Origin of the sequence: Thioalkalivibrio sp. K90mix, assembly GCF_000025545.1 — a bacterium.
In the GTDB taxonomy this organism is placed as follows: Bacteria; Pseudomonadota; Gammaproteobacteria; order Ectothiorhodospirales; family Ectothiorhodospiraceae; genus Thioalkalivibrio.
Genome location: NC_013930.1, coordinates 78,843 through 94,520 on the forward strand (window position 1 = coordinate 78,843; position 15,678 = coordinate 94,520).

A 15,678-nucleotide genomic window follows, 5' to 3' on the forward strand; every position below is an offset into this window, starting at 1 on the left:
GAGTCCGCCAAAAAGGAGCGTGCTCGGGAGCCTCAAAGCAGAGGACCGGGATACCTCAGCGCTGGACCTCTCATCAGAGATCGCCATCTGAGAGATCGCCATCTGGGAGGATCGAAAAGATCAAAATAAGACCAACACCAACCAATCCTGCAATGATGATGATAGCTGCCGGGAGCCCTAGAATTCCCAGGATCGGACCACATATCAGCGGCAGAACCCTCGGGACTTCTGGAATGATTGGGGGAAGATAGCCCAGCATCCAAAGCCAGATCGCCGCTGAAAACGCCAAAAGGCCGAGAGCAATTAACAGCCGGTAAACAAGCGGTGCGTATGACATTTGAGGTCCCTTCTCTTGAATTAGGAGCGCCCGGAAGACCCGAAGCCACCGGACCCTCGCTCGCTGGAATCGAATGCCTCGACCACGCGGAACTGCGGCTGCACGATGGGTACGATTACCAGTTGGGCAATGCGTTCGCCGGGCTCGATCGTGAAAACCTCAGACCCCCGGTTCCAGCAGGACACCATGAGCGGCCCCTGGTAATCGCTGTCGATCAGCCCGACCAGATTGCCCAGCACAATCCCGTGCTTGTGGCCCAGGCCGGACCGAGGGAGGATCATCCCGGCATAGCCCGGATCCTCGACATGGATCGAGACCCCGGTCGGGATCAGTCGGCATTGGTCGGGCATCAGGTGAACCGTGCCCTTGTCCATCGCACGCAGGTCGACACCTGCCGACCCGTCCGTGGCCGGTTCGGGGAGGGGGAATTCGGACCCGATGCGCGGGTCCAGGATTTTCAGATCAATGTTCACGTTTGCTCCTTCTGCTGTTCGGGGGAACCCGGCGTGCATCCATGTACGCCCCCGCTCGCATGAAGCGGGGGTAATCCGCTCAGGCATCCAGGGCGCGATACCCGCCGGCATATCCCCGCACCGGCGACCCATAGATATCCTCGAGACCCAGTTCGGGCGCTCGCTCGGCCATCCAGGCGTCGATCATGTCGGGGTCGGCCCCAAGGATCCCAACCTTGCGGCGGCCCGTGTCCCGGTGATGCTCGTGGGCGTATTCCACGGGGACGCCCAACTGGCAGGCGGCGTCCGGCAGGTCCGAAACCGAACCCTCAACGCGAACCATCGGCTTGCCCGCCAGGCGCAGGCAGCGAGCCGGGTCTTGCTGGGCCGAACGAACGGCGGCGCGCGCCTGGGAGAACGAGGAAAGAATCTGCTGCGCCGGTACGTTCTGGTGGAACGCCCGCGTTTCGGCTCGCCAATGTTCCAGGCGAACCGGGTCGATACCGGGGCACGCGCCGAGGTAGGCATCCCGCAGGCAGTGATCCGCCGCCGCCGCATAGAACAGATCCTCCGCGAACGGCAATAGGGCCTCCGCCAAGTCCTTGTTCACTTCGGACTCGGGATCGTTCATGCGGTAGAGGTACTCCACGACCTGACCGATGGATGAGCCGTGCCAGAACTCCACCGGCCCCCGGTCAAAGCCAGGATCGCCGGGGGAATGATGGTCGATGCGGTGCGTAAACGCGCCGGGGGGCTCGGAGTCGAACCCGCACTCCACCAGCACCATCGGGGCACCCGGTGGCACGCCCCCGGCAACGTCCGTGGCGCTGTACGCGGTTTTCGGATGCACCGGATCGCCCTGGCACAACGCACGGCCATACCCGGCGACCAGCCCCAGACGGGAACCGATCGCCAGAACACGTTCGATACGGACCATTTCGGGGTCGGGTGCCCCGAGGATGAAGAAATGCCCGGTGTCGGGCCGCGAATCCATCGCTGACATAAACCCTCCTTGGTTATCGATCATTCTACAGTTTTTATGAGACGGATGAACCAAGGATGCCAGAACACCCCGCCTTGTCGATTTCTCGGGAGGATTCAGCAGGGTGCGAAACCCGCCCCACTCGGCCCATCCTGGCACGCAACCGGATTGCAGGGGAGTTGGTCGTAATGTCGCCCCTTGAAGATCAACATCACCGGGAACGAGTTGGGGCCGCTAACATCGGGGTAAGCTGCCGCAGCGGCCTTTTGCACCCGGCCTGCGGCCTCCAGGGCACTCGTGCCCGACGCAAACCCAACCCAGCAGGGAACGTCGTCGTGTGCGTCACGAAAAGACTTCGGAAAGCTCAGGACCACGGTGTAGTCACTGGGCTCCTGGATCGGCTCAACGCGCATATAGGGCATGTCGATTCTCCACCGGCTTTTCGGGCCGGTTGTCCGCCGCCCGAGGTGACGCGGGCGGTTCGTCGTGTTGCAGGGGCCAGGATGTCAGAAACACCCGGCTTGTCGAGTTCCAGTCGAAGGCCGCGCCTAAACGACGGGACGCACTACGAATTCTCCCACTCCAGAATGCCGCCGAAGCGGTCGAGATTGCTCAGGGCCTGGGCGCGTTCTGTTTTGGAGTAGTCGGAAAAGACATCTTCCAATCGACCGGAAACGATCCCTTGCTGTTTGAGAAAAGGATCGAGGGCACCATCCTTAATGGCCTCGTCGAACGCGAGATCAAGGATGTTCAAATGGAAACCGGATTGTTCGAGAAGGTCGCGGCCTCTCTCGGTGTCAACCAACCAGCGGCTCACCGCCTTGTAGAGTCGCCTGAAAAGGTCATCTTCGTGCAGCCCCGGCTCGGTGGCTACAAGGTGAAGGATCAAGGCACCGCCTTCCGAGTCACGGAGAAAACTGATCTCATAGCGAGTGTTCGCCCCCGTCTCGCCATCGGCCGAGTCCAGGCCGGTCGGTGCCTCACGATCGTCGCCACCGGTACTGCCGGAATCCGCATCCGAAATCGCTTCAACCTCTCGAATACGAACCCGCCACTCATCCACCTCCATCGGCGAGTCGCCCGTCAAGAGGCCATTTCCAACTGCCGAACGAACCATATCCTCAAGGCGATCCTTGGCGAACTGGGGGTCTTCGCCATTCAGGTCGTACTCAACGGTGAGGGCCAGCGCCAGGGTGAGCTTGTGACCTTCGGTAGAAGGACGATCGGCTCCGCCAACCGAGGTTTCTCCGGTGGCAACGTGATCCGCATCGGCTTCGTGATCAACGGCCCCATCCGTGCCGACGTGCATGGAAACCCCACTCTCGTCGATGGTGTAATGCCCGCCGCATTCGTCGCAATAAAACATGGTGGACTCCACCGGCCCCGGGCCGGTATCCGCCGCCCGAGGTGACGCGGGCGGTTCGTCTTGATTCGTTTCCAGGCTATCGAAAAACGCGGGGCTGTCGAGTTCTATTCGCCCCGAAACGGCGGCCAGAGACGATCTTTCAGGAGATCCACCAGATCGTCTCGCGCCATCGTCCGAATGTCCTCAAGATCCATCCCGAGGTACTCGGCGGCTTCCTCGGCCAGATCCCGGTCCATGCGCGGCGTGAACCCACCGCGTGCGGGGAGAACCTGGCCGTCACCGTTATCGATGAACGTGCCCGTCAGGTCGTTCTCGCGCACCCAGATTTTCAAACACTCACTCATGGCTCGAACCCGCTTTGGAGGTGTTTTGCTCGATGACGTCTTCGTGGCGGCCCGGGAAGGCCGACAGGATCTTGAGGTCATCCGCATGATCGATGCCGCCCAGCTTTTCACAGGCTTCGTTCTGAACGCGGGCAGCCGCCTCCGCCCAGTTGCGCCCCGACGCACACCCAAACCAGAGCAGCGTATCGCCACCACCCGCACCCGGCAGATAGTCGGGCAGTTGCAACGTAACGGTGTACTCCTGCTCCTCGGGCAGAGGCAGACCGCTGCCCTGGCAAGAGCGTTCGGTGCCCGCTCGATCACGGATCGTCGCAATCGCTTCATTGAGTGCCGCCATCGCGCGCTGCTGGACCTCCAATGCGGCGCGTTCTTCGCTTAGATCATCGCCAAGGTCTTCCTCGGCATGGGGGCCAAACAGGTACTCGGCGCGGTCATCCGAGCCGCACTCGGCAAGCTGAAGTACATGCCCCAGGTCATCTACCGGGACAGTGATCTTCATCGGCTCGGGGTTCAGGCTGTTCGAAATATCGGTCATGGGTTACTTCTCCACCGACTCCGGGCCGGTATCCGCCGCCCGAGGTGACGCGGGCGGTTCGTCTTGATTCGCTTCCAGAGTAACGAAACTGGCACATCTGTCGATTTTTCAGAAATACAAAAGATCAGGGTCCGGGGTGATCCAGACCACTACATGCAGACCATTGGCACCCCCACCGGCCTGCTGGGCGGCCTTCACGACCTCGTCCCAATAGGGGTCGGGCATGTCGGAGTCGGTCCCCTCGCCGGAAAAGCTGGGATCAACGCCAACAAAGACATCGGGGTACTCCTCGCCGATCAAGCTCGCGTCTGGACGTAGCCACGTCGCCAAAGAACCGCTGGCCCCGTGCTTCACCCATTCGGCAAACTGGGGATGCCATTCGGAATCGAACCAGTCCACGCGGATCTGAACCATCCGTCCGACCGCGGAGGCCGCCGGACGGGTGGTATTCGGGGTATCGTTATCGGTCATGGATTATTTCTCCACCGGCTGCGGGCCGGTATCCGCCGCCCGAAGTGACGCGGGCGGATCGTCTTGATTCGTTCCCAGGCTATCGAAAAAGCTCAGCCTGTCGAATTCTTCGAGGTCCGCCCCTCAGCTCGGCCCGCACCCCGACCGCGAATACGCCCCTTTCGGCAGGCCCCACGCACCGGGTTTCGAACGAACCGGGAGGGTGTACTCCGTCCGCATGGCCTGCTCCAGCGCCTCGGCATCCTGGATCTCCATCGGCTCGGCCTGGCGGGACAGGTCCTTGATCGGAATCTTCTTGCGATGGATCGTGGTGCCGAAACGCTGCTCGTACGCCGCGATGGCGTCGAGACTGCCGGGGAAATGGTGGCGCAGCGTGGCCCAGATCGTCGGGTCGTTGAAGATGCACTTCATGCACGAAGACCGGCCCCACCCCAGTCGATAGGGAACCGGGGCGGTGACGCCATAACGCTCCAGGGCATCCCACACCTGTTCCTCGGGCCAGTGCAGCACCGGCCGCCACGCATCCACATGGCGAGCCTTGCGCCCCGCTCGGCGGTCACAGGCATGCGGCTCCATCTGGTTGTACTTCGCCCGGTTGGAGCTTTCCTCGCGGCGCTCCCCGGTCACGAACAGCACCCGCTTCCCGTCGAAACGCGACTGGTTGTTCAGGGCGCGGCGGCCCACGTCGATCTTGAGAGCGGAACTGCACCAGCGCGTTTGCAGGCTGGCGGACACCTGGGGGAATTTCAGCCGCGTGCCCGGCTTGGAGCGGCGGGTGTCGCGCTCCAGTGTAATCAGGCCCTCGGGGGTCTCGACCTTGTGCGGCCGACCATGCGCATTCTCCTTGCACATCTCCCCCTCGAAGCCCCCTTCGAGCCAGGAGAAGTACAGCGGGAGATCGAAGGACTGGGCCAGCTTACGGTTGTAGTCGGCCATGAACGGCCAGTCCATCAGGGTACTGCCCTCCCGGCCATCGACATCGTGATGCCACAGCTCGATCGCCGCGGGATCGACGCCTTCGTCCAGCAGGTGCAGCAGGCTGGCGATGGAATCTTTTCCGCCCGAAAAACAGACCACGATCCGGTCGTAGCCATCGAGATCGATGCTTGGGGCGGAGAAGAAGACGCCGTGTTCGTGGGTGGAGCGCGGCGGCTCCCGGAGGTTCAGGCCCAGGGAGTCACCCAGGCCGGGAAGGATCATCTGGTCATCAAACGCGTGTGACATCATCTGCGATTCCACCGGCTCCGGGCCGGTATCCGCCGCTCGGGGGTGGCGCGAGCGGTTCACCGTTACAACGAAACCCTCTGGGCAGTCAGATCTCGCCGCGCTCCCAGTCCTCACGCGTCACGACCTGCCACTCGTCGGGATCACCCTCGCCAATCAGTAGGCGGGTTTCGTCCCAGCTCCAGATCCCTCGGGTGTCCTCCGTCTCGTCCCCGCCAAAGTTCGGCAGATCCACAAGGCCGCGCTCTTGAAACCGCTCGGAAGTGTCGTCGTAACGCTCAGCCAGCGCCTCCACCAGCACATCCAGGTCGGACGCATTGCGGATGGCCCGCTCGGCGGCCCACTCCAGCGAGGCGTCATCCGCATCCCGATATTCGACGGTATCCACCGGCTCCGGACCCTGCGACTGATCCCAGGTGTTGGTGACCCGGTACATCCCGCAGTGAGCGCAAACCTCGGTGCTGATGATGCCGCCTCCGTGCCCCTGCACACCTGGGTTCTCCTTGAGACCACCCAGTAGCTCGTAGGGGCTGCACCAGTCGTGCTCACCCTCCCGGCAATCCGGCTCGTCGGGGTCGATTCGGGCATGCACCGTCGCCTGATCGAGGATGGTTTCCTCACCATCCTCGTCCTCTTCCTTCTCGAACACCGTGGCCTCGGCATACAGCGTCTTGCGCTCAACGCCCCAGTCGCCGTCCTTCAGCCATTCCTCCGCGACCTCACGGGCCTCGACCATCGTCTGCACGTTGGGGATGGTCTCGGAGTGGCCGCTTTCTTCCCGGTACTCGAATGTGCTCATGGTTCTCGTCCTTGGATTGTTGAGTTCTCGACCAGGCTATCGAAACGCGAAGGCGTGTCGAGTTTTCCGACCGGCCCCACGACGCATCGGCGCTCCTTCACGCTCGCCCTCTGGGCCGAACCCCTGCGTTAGATAGTCCCCGCCTCCGGCTTCGCTGCTCAGCTCGTTGTTGCCGTAGAACACCCCGCCGCTCTCCCGCGTCCAGCGCACACGCTCCAGCGCATCGAACAGTGCCACCGCGACCGGGTGCGAACGCGCCGCCTCGATGACGTGCCGGCCTTCCTCCACGTTCCAGAAGACCGTCCGTTTCGGGGTATCCAGCCGAATCGTGGACTCGAAGGCGAGATCGATCGCAATCTGCGCATCATTGATCCGGACCACACGCGTCAACGCGGCCGCGTCCAGTCGCTTGCGCGTGGGTACGCGGGGCATCCGCGAGAAATCACACCCGCCCCGCTCGTTCTCATACCAACCAAGAACGCTCACCGCGGCCTCGGCCACGGCGCGCTCAACGTTCGAGGGGTTGCGCCCCGCCAGCTCCAGTGCGCGGCCGTGATAATCGGGGTACGAACCCCGATCGCCCGGCCGCTCGCTCTTCAGGCGCTCGTGGAGCTTCTTGGCCTCGGTTAGCACGCGCTCGCGGAACAGGGTGTGGGCCTCGACCACCGCTCGCTTCAGCGCGGGCCATTCCTTCGACGGGATCTGGATCTCGCCGACTTCTCGCTCCCAGTGTCCCATGCGGTTACCCCTGGCCCGGGGCCGTCAAGGAAACGACCTGCCAGGTATCCCGAGAAAGGTTCGATTCGCCCGCGTAGTCCTCAGCGGCATTGGGATCGTCGAACGGCCCAACGAAGGTCAGGCCATCAAACGGGTTTCCGCTAGCGACAACGTAGAGGGTGGGATGCTCAAGCCCCGCCTTCGCAGCCTGACAGCGTTCGATCTGTGCCACCAGAGCGGCGTGATCGTTACGGTCATCCGGGTCTTCGGGGGCGGCAATCTGGCCCGCCTCAATGGCATCCGAGACAAGATCCCAAAGGCGTTCGAGCTGGCGGACGTATTCGTTGTGAACTTGCATGATGTTCTACATCCGGCTCCGGGCCGGTTCCGTTGATTGAGATGCCAGCGTATCGAACCCGCCGGATCTGTCGATTTCTTTCGTCAGCCCCAAAAGAAAAACCCGCGCCGCCGAGGCGACACGGGTGGGGTAGGGGTAGAAGTTGCCCCAGTTCATTCCGAACGCGCGTCAGTCCGAGGTGCAGGTGTCGCTGGACTGAGCGAACTTGCGAATCGATCGATCCCCGAATGCGACGTAGAGGGTTCCCGTGGGATGGACCATAATGACCTCAACGTTTTCGTCGACATTATGAACCCATATCTCATCACCCGAAGGTGAAATCTTTCGGATCGTATTGTCGTAACTTCCGGAGTAGATATTCCCGGCACTATCGGTTCCGATCGCTCGAATGGAATCGGAGTGACCATTGTATTGCCACTCTTTTCCGCCTGTGCTTGGTTTACTCTTGATCAGGCGGCTGCCGTCGTGACCGCCTGAAACCAGATCGCCGGAAGACGGATCCATGTGCAAGACCGAGATTCCTCTCCAGTGAGAGTCGGAATTCTCCCATACGAGGCTTCCGTCCAGGTTGTGTTTGGCGATAAGTCCGCTGGATGAAAGCGAAGCGGAATAGACATTGCCCGTCTGATCCGTGACAGCCGCGACGACATTTCCGTCATGCGTATATGCGATCCACTCATGATCCCCTGTGGCGCTCGCCTTGTAGAGCCGGTTATCCCGTCCCCCCGCATAAACAGCCCCATCAGGGGATACAGCAACGGAAAGAACCCGGTTCTGGGGGTGGGTATGCTCCCAGATTTCACCCCCGCTCCCGCTGTTAATTTTTCGAACGTTCTCTCCGGCGCCACCAGCCAAAACGATATGCCCATCAGGCCCGAGAGCGAGGTCCTCAATGATCCCGGAGTGATCGGTGTATTCCCAAAGGATGCTGTAGTCGTCGCCCGAGCGTTTGACGAGATCTGATCCATGGGTGTGGAAGATGTTGCCATCCACCCCCATGATGATGGACCTGACCAAATTTCCGCTACTCTTCTTGATGATGTCGACTTCTGCTATTTCATCCCCATCGCAGAGATCACCCCCATCACCCCCACCGGTCGCCACGAAACTCGCGGTGTCGGGAAGGATGACGCGGTAGTTGGCACTTTCGGCGAAGGCGGCCCCGCCCAGGGACAGCGCCAGGCTGGCGACTGCCAGGGCTTTCAGGGGGATTCGGTAATCGAGCTTCATAGGACGCTCCTTGTCCAAGGCGGCGGTAGTTGTCGAACCGGGCCGGTTCATCAGACCGAGGGCGGTGGTGAGGGCGAGCGGTAGGGTGTTCATGGCGGCAATCCTTTCCGTGCGTGGGGATCAGAAAGGCCGATTGCCGGGCACTTCGGGGTGTTGTGTTCCGCCCCCCCTTGGTGAAGGGGCTCGGGTCGCCTCCGTGCGCACGCAACAGGCCATCAATCCACTGACAGTCCTGTTCGTATGATCCGGCAGCAGGGGGGGGTTCCGTCAAATACCGTTTTTCACCGTCAAGCCCAGTCAGCACACGAAGCCTCGGGGACCTCCTCCAGGGTCAACCCAACCGCGCCCCGCTCCACCCGGTTCTCCCGCAACATGGCACCAGCGTGTCCCGGCAGAAACCCGCGTCGGTGAAGAACATCCTCGCCTGCCGGGCGATCGCATTGGATTCCGAACCCGGCCAGGCAAAAACCCCCTGGGAGAAATCGATCGACACGCACAGATCCGAGAACAGCCGCACCAGATAGATGTAATCGGACTCGGAGAGGGCGTTCACTACGTCATCGCCGAAATCTTCGAACTGGATGGAAGCCTCACCGCCCTCGCCCTCGGCCGGGCGGAACAGCCAGACCGACCCCGCCGGGATCAGGTCGAACGCAGGCGTGTACGAGAGGCGAAACGGTGCGGGTGGATGGTCGGGGTATTGGTCGGTGCTGCAAACGTACATCGGGCCTCCTTGGCGGTTGGACAGGGAAACGATAGCAAGTCGCCCGACCTTGTCTGTTGGCAGGCGCGACCGGCGCCGCCCGGAGAACGAATACCGCCCTCCGGGTGCGCCTCTTACGCAGCGTGTTCCAGATCCGAAAACAGATCCAAGGTTTCCCCGGTCATCGGGCGGGCAAAGCCGGTCACCGGGTCCACCGCCCCTTCAGCGTCGGCCGCCTCCGGCAGCGGGGCGTCATCCTCCGCCAGCGCAAACGCCATGGCCGGTTCATCCTCGACCGGGGGCATATCCTCCGCCTCGACCTCGGGGGTCTCCGGTACCGACCCGGCGCCCCCGCTTTCGGCCAGGGCCGCCGGGGTAATGATCGGCCCGTGCTCGGCCAGCCATTCGGAAAAGGTCGGCTCCGGCGGGGCCTCGACCTCCGCTGCGTCTTCGGACGTCTCGTCCTCGGTCTTCTTCTCGGCCAGCTCTTGTTCGATCTCCAGAATCCGAGCCCCCAGATCCGAAAGCGCCTCGCGGGTGACCGGCGGCTCCCGGTCCAATACCTGCTGCGCGCCCTCGATGTCCTGATGGAACTGCGACCACATCCGGTCGATCCGCCCGCGGCCCTCGTCCTGGAGTTTTTCGACCATCCCGGACAGACGACGGCTCAGGCCATTGATGTTGATTTTCTCGCCTTGGCCGTAGGTGGTCTCCGCCCCGAGAAAACGCCCGACGAGATCCAGACGGGTGCGAACGCCGCTCCCCATCGTCAGCTTGAGTTCCAGTCCATTGAGCGCCCCGACAGCCGCCCCCTTGCGGAGCGCATGCTTGGGGGCCTTCATCGCCTGGTTGATCGCCCGCGTCAACAGATCCGCGAAGGCCTCACGATCCTGCACGGACTGGGATTCCCCCCGAACCGACAGCGTCAGCTCCGCATACCCGGAAAGATCCGCCAGGTCCGCATCGCAGTCGGCCGCCCAGCGCTGGATATCCCGTTCGCGGGCATCCTTGCGCGACAGTACGCCCTCGGCCTCGAACCGCGCCCGGCGGTCGCCGCGCAGCAGGCTTTCCATGCGCTTGTATTCCTCCTGAAGCTCGAAATGCTCCAGGACGCGGGGGTTACCCGACAACTCGGCCTTCATCGCCGCAAAACCGCTCTCCACCGCATCGGAATCGGCATCCGTCACCGTGCGGTCGTTGACCGTACCCTTGCGGATCTGGTTGATGAAGTGCGCCTTCTGCTCGAGGATCGCCCAACGCATCGCGTCCAGAGTCAGCATCGTGCCATAGCGGTACAGCGCCACCTCGAAGCCGGGTACGGTCTCCAGCAGGTGGTTCCCGCGCCGATCAATGCGGCCGTCACGCTGCTCCACGTCGGAGGGCCGGAACGGCGCATCCAGGTCATGCTTGGCGACCAGGCGTTCTTGTACGTTCATGCCCTCGCCCATGCGGAACGTGGACCCGATCAGCACACGGACATCGCCGCGGCGAACCTTGCGAAACAGCTCCTTCTTTTTGCGCGGCGTCGGCGCATCATGGATGAAGGCGATCTCCCGCGCGGGCATCCCGAGGTCAATCAGCTTGGCCTTGAGGTCGTTGTAAAGGTCGTGGCCTTCATCCCCCGAACCCTTCGGGGTCCCCGAGTCGGCAAAGATCAACTGGGTGCCCCGGTACGCGTTCCAGCGCAGGTATTCCCGGCAGACGTTGCGGCAGCACTCGTTGACCTTCGACCCGGCAAAGTCGGGCGCGTCGGGGGTGAACATCCGGGCATCCAGCGCGATCTTGCCCGCATCGCTGAAGATCTTCAGCGCGTTATCCACTTTCGGATCGACGGAGGACATGGTATCCGCACGCTTCACAATCTCCGCCATCAACGCCGCCTGGGTCGGGCTGCGCTCGGCGTGCACCATGATCGGACCACCCTCGCGCTGCGGCGGGGTCGGCCATTCCAGCCCCTTTTCGGCATAGATCGCCTGAAGGTCCGGCTTGTGCACCACATCCGCAAACTGGGAATACAGCCGCATCAACTCCGGCAGATTGTTGAACGCACGGAACCGGGTCTTGAGCTGATAACCACCGGTGGACGTCAGCTCGTAGGAAGCGGTCGGGGTGGCGAACAGCGAGGCCCAGGCGTCGAAATGCTCGATGCCCATTTCCTGCAACACATCCAGCGCCAGGAAGCGCAGGACCGTGCACATCTCGGCCACAGAGTTCGAGATCGGGGTCCCGGTCAGCAGTACGAGACCGCCCGGGCCCGGCTTTTCCTGAATCCAGCGCGCCTTCAGCAGCAGATCGAACGCCGCCATGGAGCCATCCGGCTTTCCGAGGCCGCCCACGCCATGATGCTCGGTCATGTAGAACAGGTTCTTGAAGGCCTTGTGGTACTCATCCACCAGGACCGAATCGATGCCCATGTCATCCAGGGTCACCGTGCGATCCTTCGGGCGACGCTCGACCAGCTTTTCGATCTTGTTCTCGATGCGCTTTTTCGCGCGCTCCATCGAACGCACGGTCTGCCGGCAGTCGTTGGATTCTTTCGCCTTCCGGATGCCGTCCTCGAGGCTTTCCTGAATCTCGTCCAGGATCGTCGATTTGGTATGCGGGGGCATGTCGATAAACTGGAACGACGAGTGCGGAACAATCACGGCATCCCATTCGTTCATTGCGATCCGGGCAAACAGCCGGGAGCGCTTGGACCCGGCGAACTCATCCTCGGAGGCCGCGAGCACGCGGGCATCCGGGAACGCCTTGCGGAACTCGTCGGCCCACTGCCCAACCAGGTGCGATGGCACCACGAAACACGGCTTGTTCACGCGCCCCATGCGCTTCGCCAGCATGGCCCCGGTAATGGCGGTCAGGGTCTTGCCCGCCCCCACCACATGATCGATCAGGGCGGTGCCGTCCTGCGCGATTCGCCAGGCCGCGTCGATCTGGTGGCGGTCGTAAACGAACGCCCCGGAGGACCCCGGCAGCGTGCCGTCCTCGTTCAGCAGAAAACCGCCGTCATACTGCGGGGTAACGTAGCAGTTGAAGCGCTCGTTGTAGATCCCTTCCAGGCGTTCCCGGCGGTCGGCATCCGCCATCAACCAGTCCTCCCAGGCCTCCCGGATCGCGCGCGCCCGTTCCTCGACCTGGCGGGTCGCATCCATGTCCTGCACCCGCGACCCGTCGATCAGTGTGGTGTACACGGTCAGGGAACGGTTGTTGCAGATGCGCTCGAAGATGCGGGTAAAGGGCCAGTCGTCCGACGCGCCCCACTCCTTCTGGTTCTTCGCCCGGTTGATCCGGGAGGGATCCGCGAAATGCCACAGACCGGCCACGTATTCGGGCAGGCTGCGGTACTCGACCTCCACCAGGGAGCGCGCGAAATCCGCCAGCACATCGCCCGGCAGCCAGGCCGCGCCCACCGGCACCACGATATCGGCCGCGGCCACCGGTTCCGGCAGCACGGACTCCAGCGCATCCACGTTCGCCTGGAATTGCGGATGCTGCTCGGCATACTGGCGCGCGGTCTCCAGCTTTTCGCGCACGTTCCCGGAAAGGTATTGCTTGCGCGAAACCCAGAGGCCGACCAGCGGATGGGTCGGGAAGATCTGCCCGGTGAGCGCGTCCACCAGCGTCTTGCTGTCGAGTCCGCTGCGGCGAATCATGCGCTCCATGTCCACCCCGCCGGTCGCCTTCAGGGAGTCCAGCAAGGCCGCCTCGGGGGTCTTCGGGCGCGCGTTCGCCGGTTCCGGAAACACCGTGCGCCGGTGCAGTACATCCGATTCCGACCAGGAGGGCTCGCGCGGCTCATCATCCGCCTTGGCGGCCGCCGCCGGGGTCATGCCGGGGTCGTAATCCAGCTCCAGCCCTTGCAGCAGCGCGTAATCCGGATCCTCGCCCATGACACCGGCATTGGTGCGGTCGTGGATCGCCTTGTAGCGCTGGGAGAAGGCCCGGTAGGCATCGCGCAGCCCGGCCCGCTGATCGTTCAGTTCCGACACCGGCGCATCGCGCCCCTCGGCATCCAGCAGGTCACGGAGCCGGTCGCGCAGATCGAGCATGCCTTTCAGGCGATCGAGCTTGGCGCCCTTCAGGCGCGGGGCCCAGCACCAGCGTTCGGTATCGCCATGATCCGGAAGGCGCTGCACGGCCTCGCCGGTATTGCGATCCAGGGCAAAACCGAACACCTGGGCGTACCACTTCGACTCCGGCTCGATGGCCGGATCATGCGCGTCGAGCACCAGGGCATCGGTCACGACCGGCCCCAGATCCCGCGCCATCGCGACATCCAGCGCATCCGCCCAACCGGGCGCGGTATCGGTCACATTCAGGGCTGGCTTGTAGAAGCGATCCCGCTCGATGCTGGCCGCCCCCAGAATATGATCCGGGAAGGTGTCGAAGTGCCGGTTGATGGACACGCGCTCGCCATCGGCCATGAAGTCTTCACGATGCAGCCAATCATCCATGTTGGCGTGAATGCCGTTGGCCTCGTCCACGCGCTGGAGGAACACCACATCGGTGATCACCTCGGCCCCGGCGTCCTTGAAGACCTCCACCGGCAGGCGGTAGGCGGCCAGCAGGCGGGTGTGGTCCAGCAGCCAATCGCGCGCATCATCGAAGCCATCCAGGGCGTAGCGGGACACCACGAACGCCCCGACGCCGCCGGCCCGGACCTTTTTCATGGCCTTCGCCATGGTGAAGGTGTGGATGGAACCCTTGAGCTTTTTCGCCGTGCGGTCGAACACCGTGCGCGCGTCGTAGGGCGGATTGCCGATGGCGGCATCAAACGCCTCGTCCTGAAGGGACACGGCCTCGAACGGCTTCTCCACGATGTAATGCCCCGGATACAGCGCCTTCGCCAGGCGCGCGGAGACCGCATCAATCTCGATACCGGTGACCGTGATGTGATCGCGCAGGGCATCCGGTACGTGCTCGATGAACGCACCCGACCCCACCGTGGGCTCGAGGACACGCCCGCCGGCAAAGCCCAGGCGGGCGAGACCGGACCACATGAGCCGGACCAGCGATTCGGGGGTGAAGTAGGCATCCAGCACCGAAGCACGCATGGAAGCGTACTCGTCGGGCGTGACCAGCCCCAGCAGTTTTTGCCGGGTGTCGGCATGCTCGCCCTTCTCGTCGTCGAACACCGCCGCCAACGCACCCCAGCCGTGGTAGGCCTTGAGCGTGCCGCGCTCGGCGTCGGTCAGATCCCGCGGGGCCGCTTGCAGGTCCGCGAGCAGTTCGAGGGCATCGAGATTTTCCTGAATCTTGCCTTGCATGGCGTTCTCCAAACCGGCTGCGGGCCGGGCATCCGCCACCCGGAAAAGCGCGGGTGGATCGCTGCTTGAACACGGACCAATCTACGGGAAAAACCCGCCCTGTCGATTTCTTGAAGGGCGGGTTTTGCGGCGGGGCGTCAGTCGATGACGCCCGAGGGCGGAACGATCTGCGGGGTATCCAGGCATACCCCCTTGGGGAGATCATTCTTGGCGGCCTTGAGTGCCGGATTGGGTAGACGAAGGCCAACCGGTTTCACGAACACTGCACGGCCATACCCCAACCCCTCGAAGCTCACGGTCCGAGCGCGAAGGCGGTCATACGCCAGTCCATGATCGAAAAGCACCGAAGCGACGATCTTTTTCGCCTCGGCAGAACTGTACTCACCGGGAATGCTCGGCATGATTCAACCTCCAAACCGGCTTCGGGCCGGGTATCCGCCGCCCGGAAATGCGCGGGCGGTTCGCTGTGATTCAACAAGGCCAGACTAACGAAAAAGCCCGCCCTGTCGATTTCTTGCCGGGTGGATTTGAAGTCCGGGCGTCATGCGATGACGCCCGAGGGGCAGGCGACTATTCGAGGATCAAGCCTCGCTATTGATGCCGTGCGCCGCCGGGGGTTCGAACGCCATGTAGTGGGTAATCCCATAGGACTCGTCCCAACGCCCACAGGCATACTCATTGACCGGGGCCACATCAAAGCAGCCACCCGGGGCCGGATCGAAATCGATCTCCACCAGCGCCACGTAAGGCTTGGACTCGCCCGTTAGCCACTCAATCGGCTGTCCGTAACGATCCACATCACCATCAGCCTCCGGATACGTGCCGCAGACCCAATAGACCCCGCAAAGCGGATCGCTCCCAAATGGTTTCCAGTCGTACATCGCAACACTCCTACC

The 15,678-nt window shown here is 63.0% G+C and carries 16 protein-coding genes; all 16 read right to left on the minus strand.

Translation table 11 applies throughout. From position 1 onward, the window contains the following. Positions 1–73: 73 nt before the first annotated feature. Positions 74–337: a hypothetical protein gene (locus TK90_RS15190; protein WP_018940621.1), complete on the minus strand. Its 264-nt coding sequence runs from the start codon at positions 335–337 to the stop codon at positions 74–76. Positions 338–357: 20 nt separating this feature from the next. Beyond that, the gene (gene dut, locus TK90_RS13645) at positions 358–810 is read right to left on the minus strand and encodes a dUTP diphosphatase (protein ID WP_013006568.1); all 453 of its coding nucleotides are present in this window, start codon (positions 808–810) and stop codon (positions 358–360) included. Positions 811–889: 79 nt separating this feature from the next. Next, complete coding sequence (locus TK90_RS13650) at positions 890–1,792, minus strand: hypothetical protein (RefSeq protein WP_013006569.1); 903 nt, start codon at positions 1,790–1,792, stop codon at positions 890–892. Between the two features lie 544 nt (positions 1,793–2,336). Continuing rightward, positions 2,337–3,137 (minus strand): hypothetical protein, encoded by an 801-nt coding sequence (locus TK90_RS13660; protein WP_013006571.1) that lies wholly within the window; start codon positions 3,135–3,137, stop codon positions 2,337–2,339. Between the two features lie 104 nt (positions 3,138–3,241). Continuing rightward, the gene (locus TK90_RS13665) at positions 3,242–3,469 is read right to left on the minus strand and encodes a hypothetical protein (RefSeq protein ID WP_018940619.1); all 228 of its coding nucleotides are present in this window, start codon (positions 3,467–3,469) and stop codon (positions 3,242–3,244) included. Between the two features lie 4 nt (positions 3,470–3,473). Then, a complete protein-coding gene (locus TK90_RS13670; protein WP_013006573.1) occupies positions 3,474–4,016 on the minus strand; it encodes a hypothetical protein in 543 nt (180 codons plus the stop codon). Between the two features lie 108 nt (positions 4,017–4,124). Next, a complete protein-coding gene (locus TK90_RS13675; protein ID WP_013006574.1) occupies positions 4,125–4,487 on the minus strand; it encodes a hypothetical protein in 363 nt (120 codons plus the stop codon). Positions 4,488–4,610: 123 nt separating this feature from the next. Beyond that, complete coding sequence (locus tag TK90_RS13680; protein WP_026288201.1) at positions 4,611–5,711, minus strand: phosphoadenosine phosphosulfate reductase family protein; 1,101 nt, start codon at positions 5,709–5,711, stop codon at positions 4,611–4,613. 88 nt (positions 5,712–5,799) lie between these two features. Beyond that, entirely contained in the window at positions 5,800–6,510 is a 711-nt protein-coding gene (locus TK90_RS13685) for a hypothetical protein (protein ID WP_013006576.1), read from the minus strand. Between the two features lie 36 nt (positions 6,511–6,546). Continuing rightward, positions 6,547–7,248, minus strand: coding sequence for a hypothetical protein (locus tag TK90_RS13690; RefSeq protein WP_013006577.1), 702 nt, complete (start codon positions 7,246–7,248; stop codon positions 6,547–6,549). Positions 7,249–7,252: 4 nt separating this feature from the next. After that, complete coding sequence (locus TK90_RS13695; protein WP_013006578.1) at positions 7,253–7,585, minus strand: hypothetical protein; 333 nt, start codon at positions 7,583–7,585, stop codon at positions 7,253–7,255. A 168-nt stretch (positions 7,586–7,753) separates the two neighbouring features. Next, positions 7,754–8,908, minus strand: a complete 1,155-nt coding sequence (locus TK90_RS13700; RefSeq protein ID WP_013006579.1) for a WD40 repeat domain-containing protein — start codon at positions 8,906–8,908, stop codon at positions 7,754–7,756. Positions 8,909–9,146: 238 nt separating this feature from the next. Then, positions 9,147–9,539, minus strand: coding sequence for a hypothetical protein (locus TK90_RS13705; RefSeq protein ID WP_013006580.1), 393 nt, complete (start codon positions 9,537–9,539; stop codon positions 9,147–9,149). Positions 9,540–9,652: 113 nt separating this feature from the next. Beyond that, entirely contained in the window at positions 9,653–14,782 is a 5,130-nt protein-coding gene (locus tag TK90_RS15465) for a DEAD/DEAH box helicase family protein (RefSeq protein WP_018940617.1), read from the minus strand. Positions 14,783–14,919: 137 nt separating this feature from the next. Beyond that, a complete protein-coding gene (locus TK90_RS13715) occupies positions 14,920–15,183 on the minus strand; it encodes a hypothetical protein (protein ID WP_013006582.1) in 264 nt (87 codons plus the stop codon). 180 nt (positions 15,184–15,363) lie between these two features. Next, positions 15,364–15,663, minus strand: coding sequence for a hypothetical protein (locus TK90_RS13720; protein ID WP_013006583.1), 300 nt, complete (start codon positions 15,661–15,663; stop codon positions 15,364–15,366). Positions 15,664–15,678 lie beyond the last annotated feature (15 nt).